General features: G+C 56.4%; 12 protein-coding genes and 1 tRNA gene. 3 read left to right on the forward strand and 10 right to left on the reverse strand.

Features of this window, described 5'->3' with window-relative positions; all coding sequences use genetic code 11:
- Positions 1-3 precede the first annotated feature (3 nt).
- A complete protein-coding gene (locus AAC636_RS07730) occupies positions 4-843 on the forward strand; it encodes an amidohydrolase family protein (protein ID WP_340251033.1) in 840 nt (279 codons plus the stop codon).
- On the opposite strand, the gene AAC636_RS07735 is transcribed toward AAC636_RS07730, so the two are convergent.
- From AAC636_RS07735 to AAC636_RS07745, 3 genes are read right to left on the reverse strand one after another with little or no spacing between them, the layout of a single operon-like run.
- A complete protein-coding gene (locus AAC636_RS07735; protein WP_340301005.1) occupies positions 838-1,734 on the reverse strand; it encodes a PfkB family carbohydrate kinase in 897 nt (298 codons plus the stop codon). The genes AAC636_RS07730 and AAC636_RS07735 overlap by 6 nt on opposite strands.
- Positions 1,724-2,716, reverse strand: a complete 993-nt coding sequence (locus AAC636_RS07740) for a sugar phosphate isomerase/epimerase family protein (RefSeq protein ID WP_340301006.1) — start codon at positions 2,714-2,716, stop codon at positions 1,724-1,726. The genes AAC636_RS07735 and AAC636_RS07740 overlap by 11 nt, the downstream gene beginning before the upstream one ends.
- A gap of 10 nt (positions 2,717-2,726) precedes the next feature.
- Positions 2,727-3,455, reverse strand: a complete 729-nt coding sequence (locus AAC636_RS07745; protein WP_340301007.1) for a GntR family transcriptional regulator — start codon at positions 3,453-3,455, stop codon at positions 2,727-2,729.
- A 95-nt stretch (positions 3,456-3,550) separates the two neighbouring features.
- On the opposite strand from AAC636_RS07745, the gene AAC636_RS07750 reads away from it, so the two are divergent.
- The gene (locus AAC636_RS07750) at positions 3,551-5,068 is read left to right on the forward strand and encodes a UxaA family hydrolase (RefSeq protein WP_340301008.1); all 1,518 of its coding nucleotides are present in this window, start codon (positions 3,551-3,553) and stop codon (positions 5,066-5,068) included.
- Positions 5,069-5,073: 5 nt separating this feature from the next.
- Here the strand turns inward: AAC636_RS07750 and AAC636_RS07755 are convergent, their stop codons facing one another.
- Positions 5,074-5,889: an SDR family oxidoreductase gene (locus tag AAC636_RS07755; RefSeq protein ID WP_340301009.1), complete on the reverse strand. Its 816-nt coding sequence runs from the start codon at positions 5,887-5,889 to the stop codon at positions 5,074-5,076.
- 66 nt (positions 5,890-5,955) lie between these two features.
- Between AAC636_RS07755 and AAC636_RS07760 the strand changes: the two genes are divergently transcribed.
- Positions 5,956-6,288 (forward strand): hypothetical protein, encoded by a 333-nt coding sequence (locus tag AAC636_RS07760; protein WP_340251020.1) that lies wholly within the window; start codon positions 5,956-5,958, stop codon positions 6,286-6,288.
- A gap of 21 nt (positions 6,289-6,309) precedes the next feature.
- Here AAC636_RS07760 and AAC636_RS07765 read toward each other — a convergent pair.
- From AAC636_RS07765 to AAC636_RS07790, 6 genes are all read right to left on the reverse strand, one after another.
- A tRNA-Ser gene (locus tag AAC636_RS07765) sits at positions 6,310-6,399 on the reverse strand.
- Between the two features lie 85 nt (positions 6,400-6,484).
- Complete coding sequence (locus AAC636_RS07770; RefSeq protein WP_340301010.1) at positions 6,485-7,201, reverse strand: alanyl-tRNA editing protein; 717 nt, start codon at positions 7,199-7,201, stop codon at positions 6,485-6,487.
- A gap of 8 nt (positions 7,202-7,209) precedes the next feature.
- Positions 7,210-9,537: a mechanosensitive ion channel family protein gene (locus AAC636_RS07775; RefSeq protein ID WP_340301011.1), complete on the reverse strand. Its 2,328-nt coding sequence runs from the start codon at positions 9,535-9,537 to the stop codon at positions 7,210-7,212.
- Between the two features lie 2 nt (positions 9,538-9,539).
- Positions 9,540-10,568 carry a cysteine synthase A gene (locus AAC636_RS07780; RefSeq protein WP_340301012.1) on the reverse strand — a complete coding sequence of 343 codons (1,029 nt, stop codon included), beginning with the start codon at positions 10,566-10,568 and terminating at the stop codon, positions 9,540-9,542.
- Between the two features lie 79 nt (positions 10,569-10,647).
- Positions 10,648-11,754 carry an NUDIX domain-containing protein gene (locus tag AAC636_RS07785; protein ID WP_340301013.1) on the reverse strand — a complete coding sequence of 369 codons (1,107 nt, stop codon included), beginning with the start codon at positions 11,752-11,754 and terminating at the stop codon, positions 10,648-10,650.
- A gap of 8 nt (positions 11,755-11,762) precedes the next feature.
- Positions 11,763-12,974: a cyclopropane-fatty-acyl-phospholipid synthase family protein gene (locus AAC636_RS07790; RefSeq protein ID WP_340301014.1), complete on the reverse strand. Its 1,212-nt coding sequence runs from the start codon at positions 12,972-12,974 to the stop codon at positions 11,763-11,765.
- Positions 12,975-12,981: the final 7 nt, after the last annotated feature.

Consider the following 12,981-nt stretch of genomic DNA (forward strand, 5'->3'; position numbering starts at 1 on the left):
ACGATGCAAATTGATGCCCACCAACATTTCTGGAACCCTGCCCGTGGCGATTATGGATGGATGGATCCCTCAAACGCCACGCTCTATCGCCCCTATGGCCCGGATGATTTACGCCCGCATCTGGCGCGTCATGGCATCGATAAAACCGTTTTGGTGCAGGCCGCCCCAACAGTGGAGGAAAGCGCCTATATGTTGGGCCTTGCCGATGCCACGCCTTTTGTTGCAGGCGTTGTGGGGTGGATTGATTTTGAAAATCCAGACGATGAGGCGGTCTTAGCGCGATTTGCAAAGCATCCTAAATTCGTGGGCGTGCGCCCCATGATCCAAGATATTGAAGACGATAACTGGATGCTGCGCGCAGATATCGCATGGGCCTATCAGGCCATCGCCAAGCATGATCTGTGCTTTGACGCGCTTGGATTTCCGCGACATTTGGCGAATTTCCACACCATCTTGACCCGCCACAGCGAGATGCGCTGCGTGATTGATCACTGCATGAAGCCGCAAATCCACGCGCATAGCGCCGAGACGTTTCAGGTTTGGGCCGATGGCATGGCCGCTTTGGCGCGTGACACCAAGGCCTATTTGAAATTTTCGGCCCTTGTGACCGAGGCAAATGAAGGTTGGACAGTCGAAGATCTCCGCCCATATGCGGATCATGTCTTTGCCTGTTTCGGCGCTGAGCGCATCATGTGGGGGTCAGATTGGCCCGTCTGCCGTCTGCGGGCGGAATATGACGCATGGCGCCATGCGGCGGAGGAGCTGACCCATACTCTAACCGCCGAAGAACGGGCACGGGTCTTTGGCGGCACGGCGGCCGAGGCCTATCGCTTGGCGCTATAGGCCAAAGGCATGGCGCAGTTGCGCAGAGGTAATATTGGCGCGTCCCTCAAGCGGGGTTGAGACATGAAGGGCCGCCGCCCCTTGGGCAAAGGCCGCAGCCGCCGCTAAATCGGCACCGCGCGCAATCTCAGCGGCAAGCGCCCCCACGAAAGCATCCCCCGCCCCATGGGTGGAGATGACGGGCACGCGATGCGCCTTGGCCTCAAAGCGAGTGCCGTCCCGCGCTTGCGCGATATAGCCATCCGCGCCCAGTGTAATGATCACCGCACGCCCTTCGCGCGCAAGCTGCGCTAAGGCCGCCCCAGGATCGGGCAGATCATGCGGCAGCCCTGCCTGCATTGCGGCCTCTAGGCGATTAACCACCAAAATATCAGCCCGCTCAATCATCACCGCGTCACGCGCCAAAGCGGGGGCCGCATTCCAGATAACGATGACATCCTGCGGCAAACGCGCCAAGAGCGCGTGATTTTCCGCAACAGGGATTTCATTTTGCAGCACGACCACTTTGGGGGGGGGGTCAAGTTTTGCCTGCTGCGCGTTGATTTGGCGGTTCACGCCCGAAACGACCACGGCGCCATAGCTGCCATCATTTTGCACGATGGCCACGCTCATGCCTGAGGCCCCATCACACGTGGCAAGCATGGACCTATCGACATCTGCGCGCGCCAGTTCAGCGCGCAAAGGCTGCGCAAAATCATCCGTGCCAACCACGCCAATCATGGCAACCTTGCCCCCCATGCGGGCGGCAGAAACCGCCTGATTGCCGCCTTTGCCACCAAAACGATAGGCCACATCTTGGCCCATCATCGTCTCGTCTGGGGCGGGCAAAGCGGGGGCGTTGACAATCACATCAAGATGCAGCGCCCCCATCACAAGGATATCAGCGCCCATCAGGGATCACCCCGCCATAAAGCAGCTCGGCGATCAATCGCTGGGTGAGGGCCGCGTTTTGCTTTTGCAACAGATCAGACAGCTCTGAACTTTCGGCGAGTTCTGCGGCAATGGCGCGCAACCGCTCGATAATCAGGATATTTGTGCGCCCCTCCTCAATCGGGTTCAGGCCCGAATGGTCGGGAAATGTGTCGAAATAAATGACACCATCATAGCCCATGCGGTGCAATTGCACGAATAACTCGACTGTCGCCACAGGATGCACCGTGCCCGCCATCAAGCCATCATCGCGCTTGCCATAGCCATCATTCAGGTGAACCCCCAAAATCTTGGCATGGCGCTGCGCCAGATAGGCCACATGGGCGGGCATCTCATTTGCATAAAGCACATGGGCAAAATCCACGGTGACGCCCAAATTTTCGGCCCCGACATCACGAATGGCCAATAATGTTGTGGCCATGTCGGGCATCAGCGCAAAGGCGCGGGGCTCATTGGGTTTATATTCGATGGCAATTTGCAGATCGCGGTTATGGGCGCTGACTTCGGCCAAAGCATCAAGCGTATCGCCCCAAAGACGCGCGTAATCGGCCTGAAGGGCGTAATCAAACCCGTCTTGGCCCATCCAAAGGGTCATCACGCCCCCACCCATTTCCGCCAAAGCATCTAGACCCTGTTTGGTCAGATCAATCGCATTGCGCCGTGTTGCGGGATCTGGGTTGGTAAAGGCCCCTATGGCAAAGGCAGGGTCAGAGTAATAGCGCATCGCAAGCCCGTTTAACCCCAAGCCATTATCGCGCAACATATCGCCAATCTCGCGCGCAGGACGCCCTTCGAAATGATCAGGATAGTTCAAATCCGCCGCATCCATCCCCTCAACACGGGCGGCGGCGGCAATCATGCCCGCAATACCCCGCCCCTCGGCCAGTGGTTTGAATGCATTCAGACGCGCGGCATAGCGGGGTTTATTCGCAGGATAGGACATTTACTGACTTTCAACTGGGGTCGAATAATTCTGGATGGGTCTTCTCAAGCGGGATCAAAGATTTCATCAACTGGCCCAAATGGGCGCGCATCGCTTTTCGCGCCGCTTGCGGATCACGCGCGGCAATCGCATCGACCAAATCGTAATGCTCTTGCAATGTCTCGGCCACGCGCCCTGGCATGGGCAAGATCAACTGCCGTGCGCGATCCACATGAAGCCATCCCGTTTTGGCAATGGTCGATAATTGCTTGAACCCCGTAAAGCCGATGATGAGATCGTGCATTTCGCCATCTAGCCGATAAAATTCAGCAAAATCGCCCTCCTCAACCATCACCTTTTGCAGGCGCAAATTGCGGCGCAATTCGGTGATCTGCTCGTCTGTGATAATCTCGGCCAAAAGCTCGGCGCAGGCCAGTTCGATACTTTCCCGCAGAAACGCACCTTCGCGAATTTCTTCCATCGAGAAGCGCGCTACAAATGTGCCAGATTGCGGCACCACATCCACCAAACCCTCGTTAGATAGGCGTGTTATCGCCTCTGCCACAGGGGACCGCGACACGCCAAGCGTTGCGCAAATATCCTGCTTGCGCAGCGCCTCGCCCGGTTTGTAGCGCAAGGTCAAAATTGCCTCACGCAGGGCGGCGTAGGTGCGCCGTGCCAAATTTCCTTCATAGGCATCCAAAGACCGCAGCCTAAATTCGCTGCCTTGCGCGGGGTCTGATGGTGAATTCTCTTGCATCATGTCGCTCAATCTCGATAATTCTAGCATGTTAGTATGATTGCCGTGGAAATTTCAAGATCGTAAACTCTCACTTTGAATGAATGATGCCAGCGATGACCCAAGATATTTTGATCCTGAACGCAGATGATACGGTCGGAATTGCCTTGGTCGATATCCGATCAGGCGCGGCTCTATCATCTTTTGAAACGATTGCGCAATCCGACATTCCAAAAGGGCATAAATTTGCATTGCGCCCCATTGCCAAGGGCGCGGCGGTGATCCGCTATGGTCAAATTATCGGCTATGCGACCGAAGATATTGCCGCAGGCGCGCATGTGCATAGCCACAACCTGTCTTTTGGCGATCACAAACGCGGCTATGAATTTGCCACGCAGAACACCCCCCTTCCTGCGGCGGATGAAAGCGACAGCTTTATGGGCTATCATAGGCCTGATGGGCAGGTCGGCACGCGCAACTATATTGGCATTCTGACATCCGTGAACTGCGCAGGCAGTGTGGCCCGTTTCATCGCGGAGGCTGCTGAAAAATCGGGGCTCTTGAAGGATTTCCCAAATGTCGATGGGATTGTCCCGATTGTGCACAGTTCTGGCTGCGGGATGTCTGGCTTGGGCGAAGGGTATCAGATGCTTTTCCGAACCTTGGCAGGATATTCGAAAAACCCAAATTTTGGGGCGATCCTGTTGGTCGGTCTGGGCTGCGAGGTGATGCAGGTGCCTGACCTGATCGGCCCCGCCCGTCTGCGCGATGGCGAGAGTTTCCGCTATATGACCATTCAGCAGACAGGCGGCACAAAGCGCACAATTGAACGGGGTCTCAGCATGCTGCGCGAGATTGCAGCCGTGGCCAATCGTGCGACACGCGCCCCTGCGCCGGCCTCAAAATTGGTGGTAGGCATGCAATGTGGGGGCTCGGACGGCTATTCTGGCATCACCGCCAACCCTGCCATGGGGTATGCGTCTGATTTAATCGTGCGTCAGGGCGGCACCACAATCCTGTCTGAAACCCCAGAAATCTATGGGGCAGAGCATCTTTTGACCCGCCGCGCGATATTGCCCGAAATTGGTGAAAAACTGATTTCGCGCATTCAGTGGTGGGAAGATTATACCGCCCGAAATGGCGGCGAGATGGACAATAACCCATCCCCAGGCAACAAACGCGGCGGGCTGACCACAATTCTTGAAAAATCTTTGGGCGCGGTGGCCAAAAGTGGAACTGCCCCTTTGGCGGGGGTTTATGAATTTGCAGAAACCCTGACCGCGCAGGGCTTTGTCTATATGGACAGTCCTGGATATGACCCATGCTCGGTCACAGGGCAGATTGCCTCAGGCGCCAATATCATCACATTCACCACGGGCCGTGGGTCTGTGTCGGGTTATATGCCCACACCTTGTATCAAGCTTTCGACCAATGATGATCTTTATGGCCGCATGGGGGACGATATGGATATCAATTGCGGTGACATTATCAGCGGCGGCATCAGCCTAGCCGATAAGGGGCAAGAGATTTATCGCGAAATCCTACGCGTGGCCTCAGGCGGCACCACGAAAAGCGAGGAATTGGGCTTTGGCGGGGTCGAATTCGTGCCGTGGCAAGTGGGGGCAGTGATGTAGTTGGATCAGAGCGTCAGCTTGCGATCCAGATGCACATATCCGCCATCCACGAACATCCATTGCCCCGTGGTATGGCCCGACCGCGCAGAGAGCAAAAACACCACCATTGCCGCGATTTCCGCGCTTTCGGTCATCCGGCGCGATAGGGGAATCGCGGCCTCGATCTTGCCGCGCATCCCCTCTGGATCAGGCAAGGTCGACAGCCAGTTTTGATACATAGGCGTCATAACCTCGGCGGGCAAAACGGCATTCACGCGGACACCCGCCGAGGCTAGTTCCGCCGCCCATTCCCGCGTCAAACCCAAGACGCCCGCCTTTGCGGCCACATAGGCCGATGTGCCGCCCTGCCCTGTCACAGCGGTTTTTGAGGCCACATTGACCACCGCGCCACGGCTTGCGCGCAGGTCATGATGCAGGTGATGCATCAAGGTGTAATATTGCACGAGGTTGAGATTGAGAGAGGCCCGAAACGCGTCAGGCCCCGCATCTAGCCCCACGCCATCATTGAGGCCTGCATTATTCACAAGCCCGTAAATCGTCCCAAATTCAGCGCGAATATCGCTCAATGCCGCCGCACAGGCCGCATCATCGGTCAAATCAAGGGTGACGGATGTCGCAAATTGCGCCACCTTGCAGGGTTTTTTGTCGATCACGATGACCTTGGCCCCTTCGGCCACAAGATCCTTCACAATCGCCTCGCCAATCCCCGATGCCCCGCCTGTCACGATGCAGGGTTTCCCCTTTAGTCCAAAATCCATGACCCGCCCCCGTTTCTCGCTTACATAACCCCCATGTTTCACAGGGGCGAACATCCATCCCATTCCCCTTGCTTGTGCGCAGGCTTTCGGCAATCCTATCGCCGCAACACATAGAATGGAGCGGGACAGATGTTTGTAAGATGCGCCTTTTTTAAGGGTAAAATCAAGGATGGCATGGAGGCAGACTTCCACAGCCATTGGTGCGAAAATCTTGTGCCGCTTTGGTCAGCCTTTCCCAATCTGCAAGAGTTGCGCGTGATGCGCGAAGTGGAAAGCGATGACCCCGACAGCCCCTTCCCGCTTGTGATGGCCATGAAATTCAAAACCCGCGATGACATCGAAGAGGCGCTGAATTCCCCCACAAGATGGCAAAGCAAAGAAGTATCAAAGCGGCTGTTCGAGATGTTTGACGGCCATGTCATCCACACGGTCTTTGCCGCAGATCAGTTTGATCCGATGTAAGCAGCTCATCAAAGGGTGGGGTGGCGGACAGACAGGGATTCGAACCCTGGAGACGGTTTCCCGCCTACACGCGTTCCAGGCGTGCGCCTTCGACCACTCGGCCACCTGTCCGTGAGGGGTCTCCTATAGGATTTCACCCCCTTTGTGCAACCCGTGAATTGACATCCCCCGCAGAGAATTTCACCGAAGCCCGAGTTTAGGCAAACCCGATGCTGACGCGGCGGTTTTGGCGGCCTTTGTTTTCGATTTTAAGGATCTCCAATTTGCCGATCTCGCCCGTGCGCGCAACATGGGTGCCGCCGCAAGGTTGCAGGTCAATCTGCGCTGCCCCCTCGCCGATTTGCACAAGACGAATGCGGCCCGCGCCGCGCGGGGGTTTCACCGAGAGGGTTTTGACCATCTCAGGCTTTGCATCCAATTCCGCCTCGAGGATCCAGTGCTGTGTTACGGGCAGGTTGCGATCCACCAATGCGTTAAGTTGACCTTGCAGGATCATACGCTCGGGCAAACTATCGGGAATGTCGAAATCAAGCCGCCCGCGTTCCGCGCCAATTGCCCCGCCTGTCACCCCATAAGGCAGCACAACAGACAACAGATGCAAGGCGGTGTGCATGCGCATATGATTAAAGCGGCGCGCCCAATCAAGACGCTGCTCAACCGCCGCGCCAGATTTTGGCAGGGCCACGGGTTCGGCAGGCAAGAGAACAACATCCCCGCTCTCGCCCTTCATCGTGGTGGCGATGGCGATGCGCCCGCCCTCGTAATCCAACCACCCGCTATCGCCCGGCTGCCCGCCCCCTTGGGCATAGAAAATGGTTTGATCCAAGATGATCCCACCTGCATCCGTCAGCCCCTTAACTGTCGCAGGCGCAGTTTTGCGATAGGCATCTTGCAGGAATAAAAGCTCACTCATACCAGCACTCAAGATTTAGGGGCGGCAAGCGCCTCGGGGTTGCGCAGCCACAAATCACGCTGTGCGAATGGGATTTCGATACCTGCCTCGCGGAACTTGCGCAGCAGTTCAAGGTTCATCTCGGATTTCACCGACAATAAGAAATTCACATCCCGCAGGATCGCGCGAATTTCAAATTCCAACGCATCTGCCCCAAAATTTACCATCAAGATGGTTGGTTTTGGTTTCAAGATCACCATCGGATGCGCCTCGGCCACCTCGGCCATGATTTTCATCACAAGCTGCGGGTCGCTGTCATAGGCCACCCCAACGGGCAAAATCAGGCGGCCTGTGTCGGAGGAGTGGGTCATGTTGGTGACCACCCCCGCAATCAAATCGGCATTCGGCACAATCAAATCGGAACGATCAAAGGTTTCAATGCGGGTCGAGCGCACAGAGATTTCACGCACATACCCCATCTGGCCATTGACCTCGATCCAATCACCCTCTTTGAACGGGCGCTCGATCAACAAAATAATCCCTGAGACGAAATTGGACACGATTGTTTGCAGGCCAAAACCGATACCGACCGACAGCGCACCAGCCACAATCGCAAGGGAGGACAGATCAATTCCTGCCGAGGTGATGGCAAAAAGTGCGGCCAAGAAAATACCAACATAGCCCGTTCCCGCCAAAATCGCGCTTTGACCGCCTTGGTCGATTTGGGTTTTTGGCAGAAGGTTATAGCGCAGCGTGCTTTGAAGCGCGCGGGTTGCCGTATAGCCAATCGCAAAGACAATCGCGAAAATCAGGAAATTGCGAGGCGAAATCGTCACGCCGCCAATGGTGAACCCCGAGACAATCTGCGCCCAAATGTCAGATAATTGCGCGGGCCGCACCCCCCAGATCAGGGCAAAGGCGGGTAAGGAGGCCAAGACCAAGATAAACCCGATCAAGGTCGGGGTCAGGGCCTCGTCCAACCCCTCGCTGCGGCGGGTTAAGGCCCCGTAGGCATCAGTGACCACCCGCTGCAAGATGCCGAGAACCGCAAGCAAAGACAGGCTGAACAACATCGGCAAAAGGAAGGACGATCCTGCGGTGAAATACCCAACCCCTGCCAAAATCGGCCCCAAAAGACCAAGCGCCATGACCGCCAAAGACAGCGCGCGTGTCATGCGCAGCATCAGGGGGCGCGCGCCGTCCAACTGGGCTGAATTTTTGACATGAACGGCCAACAGACGGCCCAATTGCCACATCATCAGACCCGCCAAGACCACGATTGGGAAACTGATCACCAATCGGTCTGCGGAAGTGAAATTTTCGGTTTGTGCGACCTGCCTCACCAAAAGCCACAGCCCCACAATAACCCCCAAAACCCGCGCCAAGCGGCGGCCTGTTGCGCGTGTCGCCTCGTCTAGGCGCAGAAGGGGGCGGTTGGTCTCATCGAGGGGGAAAACCTGCCGCCCAAGCCAAATCGCCGCCATAAAGCTGAGCGCCATCGGGGCGGCCATTTGCACCAACACCGCCGCGCGAAACCCGACCATGCCCGAGATCTGCACCGCATAGGCCAAGACCCAAACCCCAATGACGGGCATGGCATGATGCAAAAGTGACAGACCAAACAGGGCAAGCCGCGCTGTGGGGGTTCGGCTTGGGCTGTGGTGCATTTCCATCCACCGCCCCACAAAGCCCCTGCCACGGGTCAAAAGAACAAGCCCCACAATCACAAAAATCGCCACAAGCGGCAGGTTCGCCCCAAGGGCGGATATCTGCGCAGGCGCCAGTGAGTAGGTTACGACCTCCTGCCCTACGGCAAAAGCGAAGCCAAGCAGTGTTGCAACCGCACTGGGCCAATTGGCGGGGTTAATCGGGGCGGGTTCAAGCTGCAACAAGGCGCCCGCCTGACGGGCGGCGATTTGCGCATCAATTTCCCCGATGAGGCCTTGCGCCTCGCGATAGGCTGCCTCCGCGCGCCGCGCGGGTGCCTCTGCATCGGTCAGGCGTTGGGTCAAATCCGCGCGTTCTGCGGCAATCGCCGCAGGCTCGACCTCTCCTTCTGCGGGGACATGGCCAAGGGCCGTGATCTGTTCGTTCAATGTTGCGATGCGACTGGCATTGATATCTTGCGCGTCCAAAAACACCGTGCGCCACGTGACGATCTCAGCGCGCACCGCCTCAAGCATCGAGGTTGACGCGCGATTCCCGTCAATCATCACCTGCGCGCGCGCGCTCAGTTGTGACCACGCGGTGTAATCGGGCGGGTCTTGCGCCAAAACCTCGGCTGTGAGGCTAAGCCACAAGACCACAAAAGCGATCAAAAGCCGCGTCAGGGCCAAACTTGGTCGTGCGAATGTCATCATTACTCAAATACCACGGGCAAATCCGCCGCGCCGCAGTCAAGCCACGCGGGCACGGGCAAACCCTTTTCACGCAGGAATTCAGGGTTGTATAGTTTTGATTGATAGCGGGTGCCATAGTCGCACAAAATGGTCACGATGGTATGACCCCGCCCCATCTCGCGCGCCATGTGAACCGCGCCTGCGATATTCACCCCTGATGAGCCACCAAGGCACAAGCCCTCCGTGCTGAGCAAATCAAACACGATCGGCAGCGCCTCTTGATCCGAGATGCGATAGGCGCAATCTGGCGTGAACCCCTCTAAATTCGCGGTGATGCGCCCCTGCCCGATCCCTTCGGTGATCGAGGTTCCTGGCGCGTCAAAGGTTCCATTGGTGTAGAAGCTATAAAGCGCGGCCCCTTCAGGATCAGCCAATCCGATGCGCACGCCTTTGGGTTGCAGCGCGGCACCAACCCCCGCCAATGTACCGCCCGAGCCGACCGCGCAGATGAACCCATCCACCTTACCCGCGGTCTGTTCCCAAATCTCGGGGCCCGTTGTCTCAATATGCGCCTGACGATTGGCAGTATTGTCAAACTGATTGGCCCAAATCGCCCCATTAGGTTCGAATTTTGCAAATTCAGCCGCCAAACGCCCCGAATATCGCACATAATTATTCGGATTTTTATAGGGTGCCGCAGGCACTTGCACCAATTCGGCGCCTGCCAAACGCAGCATGTCTTTCTTTTCTTGGCTTTGCGTTTCGGGGATCACGATCACAGTGCGAAACCCAAGCGAGGCCCCGACAAGCGCAAGACCAATGCCCGTATTGCCCGCCGTGCCCTCAACAATCGTGCCGCCGGGCTTGAGATCACCGCGCGCAATGGCATCGCGGATGATGTAAAGCGCTGCGCGATCCTTGACCGACTGGCCGGGATTCATGAATTCCGCTTTGCCCAAAATCTCGCACCCAGTCTCATCGCTGACCTTGTTCAGACGGATCAGGGGCGTATTGCCAATCGCTGCAGAAAGATCGGAATAAATGGTCATAGCGCCCCCCTTTTTGAAAGAATTCTTTGCTTTCTCAAGGGATAGGCGGGATGGGGCGATAACTCAAGGGGCGTTGGCGCTATTGTGAGGGCCAGCCCCGCTCGGCACGCATGCGATCAAGCGCCATCAAGGACAGCAAAAGCGGCGCGTTGCTCAGGCGCGCCTCCCGCACAAGGCGAAAGGCTTCGTCAAAGGGTAAGGTTAAGGCGCGAATATCCTCTCCTTCGGCCAACAGGCCATGGGTGCTGTCATAATCCTGCGCCAAATCAGCAAGCCCGATGTAAGAAATCAGGATTTGCGCAACCGCCCCTTGGCTTGGGTAATACCGCCCGATTAGATGCAGCGCGTGCAGCGCAACCCCTGCTTCCTCGCGGGCTTCGCGCTGCGCAGTCTGCTCATAGGTTTCGCCCTCGTCACATATGCCTGCCACAGTCTCATGCAGCCATGGGTTTGGATCACCTTGAACCACCGCGGCAGGGCGGAATTGTTCAATCAAAAGCACCAAGTCCCGCTTGGGATCATAAGGCAGCACAGTGACAGCTTCGCCAAGATCAAGGATCAAACGCCCCGCAGGATCAGACAGGCTGCCATCAAATCGTTGATAGGAGGCTGCAATGTCGATTAAATTAAAAAATCCATTATAGACAATGTTTTGATGAACGATGCTCATGTTGCGCTTGGGGGTCTTTCCCACGGGCGGATGATCGCCCGCACGCAGATGGGCCTGCGCCCTTGCGCGAATAATCGGCAGGCGGGCGGCAACGACCTTGGCCGTTTCAATGCCATATGACGACATGATATCTTGCGCGGCCAAACGGGTGAGTGCGCCATGTGCCACAGCCCAAGTTGCAGGATCAAAGACCCCACCTTTCGGCCAAGACCCACCTTCAGGTGGCAGATAAATCTGCAGCGGTCGCGCCTCATGGGAAATGGTTATGCGGGAATATCCGAACACATCCTCATAAAAATCAATCCGTGCGAGATCGCCCGCATCCAACCCTTGCAAAATTTCTATCTCGCAGTCCGCCCCGCCCTCGGGCCAGATCATGGGATAATGCTGTCCTGCAACCATCGCCACACGATAGCCAGAGAGACGGGCAGATGGCATCTCGCCCCCTGCCCGCCCTAAGACAATCTTGAGGATATCAGGATCACGCAGCGTGCCGTAAAGCGCGAGATCAGTCATACTATCCCTCAGCTTGGCTTGCGCACCGTGATTTGGGTCACATCGCAATTGCGGAAATGAAAGGTTGCGGCACAAGAGGTTAGATAGAAATTCCACATCCTGCGGAAGCGATCATCGAACCCAAGGGCGGCCACCTCATCCCAACGATCGTTGAAAGTGTCACACCAACGCCGCAAGGTCTGGCTATAGCTTTCGCCAAATTCAATTGACCCCGCCACCTCAAGCCCTGCTTTTTGCACTTCTTCGCGCAAAACAACGGGCGATGGCAGCATACCACCGGGAAAGATATATTTCTGAATGAAATCGACCGTATTGCGGTAAATCTGCCAACGGCGATGCTGAACGGTAATGATTTGCAAAGTCGCCTGTTTGCCAGGTTTTAGGCGATCTCGCAGCGCTTTGAAATAGACGGGCCAATATTTCTCGCCAACCGCCTCGAACATTTCAATCGAGACGATCCCATCATAAACACCCGTTTCATCGCGGTAATCTTGCATCTTGATCTCGACCTGATCAGACAGGCCCGCGCGGGCAATCCGATCAACCGCGTAATCATGCTGCTCGCGCGAGATGGTTAGGCCCGTAACCTTAAGGCCGCGTTCGCGCGCGGCATATACGGCAAACCCACCCCATCCACAGCCGATTTCCAAAACATGATCCCCAGGCTGTGCGCCCATCTGATCCACCATCGAGGCGTATTTGGCGATCTGCGCGGCCTCAAGGCTTTCTTGGCCTGTTTGGAACAAGGCCGAGGAATAGGTCATCGTGTCATCAAGCCACAATTTGTAGAAATCATTGCCCAGATCATAGTGATAAGAGATATTTTTGCGCGCCTGAGATTTGGAATTGCTTTGCAGCCAAAACCGAAAGCGCTCGTAGGCGCGGGCGATTTTGAGACCCAAAAAACCATCATATATATCGTCATTGCCCGCGTGAACCAGATCTAGAAAGGCTTGCAGGTCAGGGGTTGACCACCACCCATCCAAATAGGCCTCGCAAAACCCAAGATCCCCTTCGCGGATCAAGCGTGCAAACACATCCACATTGTGAATGTGAATTTCAGCAACAGGCCCCTGCCCAGCCCCTTCGGCACGGAAGATGCGACCATCGGGCAGAACCATATCCAAACGGCCGTTTTTCATGTCCACAGATTTGGCAAAAACCGCCTCAAAATAGCGCGGTAGGTTTGGTTCACCTTTGGTGGTTGTTTTTATTGTCATCATTCCC

The sequence above is a fragment of the Roseobacter sp. HKCCD5988 genome (assembly GCF_037830355.1).
Taxonomy (GTDB): Bacteria; Pseudomonadota; Alphaproteobacteria; order Rhodobacterales; family Rhodobacteraceae; genus M30B80.

Coding starts and splice junctions, on each gene's coding strand:
- AAC636_RS07790 (WP_340301014.1), bottom strand. CDS start 12,974: ATGACAATAAAAACAACCACCAAAGGTGAACCAAACCTACCGCGCTAT.
- AAC636_RS07750 (WP_340301008.1), top strand. CDS start 3,551: ATGACCCAAGATATTTTGATCCTGAACGCAGATGATACGGTCGGAATT.
- AAC636_RS07735 (WP_340301005.1), bottom strand. CDS start 1,734: ATGGGCGCTGATATCCTTGTGATGGGGGCGCTGCATCTTGATGTGATT.
- AAC636_RS07785 (WP_340301013.1), bottom strand. CDS start 11,754: ATGACTGATCTCGCGCTTTACGGCACGCTGCGTGATCCTGATATCCTC.
- AAC636_RS07740 (WP_340301006.1), bottom strand. CDS start 2,716: ATGTCCTATCCTGCGAATAAACCCCGCTATGCCGCGCGTCTGAATGCA.
- AAC636_RS07730 (WP_340251033.1), top strand. CDS start 4: ATGCAAATTGATGCCCACCAACATTTCTGGAACCCTGCCCGTGGCGAT.
- AAC636_RS07775 (WP_340301011.1), bottom strand. CDS start 9,537: ATGACATTCGCACGACCAAGTTTGGCCCTGACGCGGCTTTTGATCGCT.
- AAC636_RS07780 (WP_340301012.1), bottom strand. CDS start 10,568: ATGACCATTTATTCCGATCTTTCTGCAGCGATTGGCAATACGCCCCTG.
- AAC636_RS07755 (WP_340301009.1), bottom strand. CDS start 5,889: ATGGGATGGATGTTCGCCCCTGTGAAACATGGGGGTTATGTAAGCGAG.
- AAC636_RS07770 (WP_340301010.1), bottom strand. CDS start 7,201: ATGAGTGAGCTTTTATTCCTGCAAGATGCCTATCGCAAAACTGCGCCT.
- AAC636_RS07745 (WP_340301007.1), bottom strand. CDS start 3,455: ATGCAAGAGAATTCACCATCAGACCCCGCGCAAGGCAGCGAATTTAGG.
- AAC636_RS07760 (WP_340251020.1), top strand. CDS start 5,956: ATGTTTGTAAGATGCGCCTTTTTTAAGGGTAAAATCAAGGATGGCATG.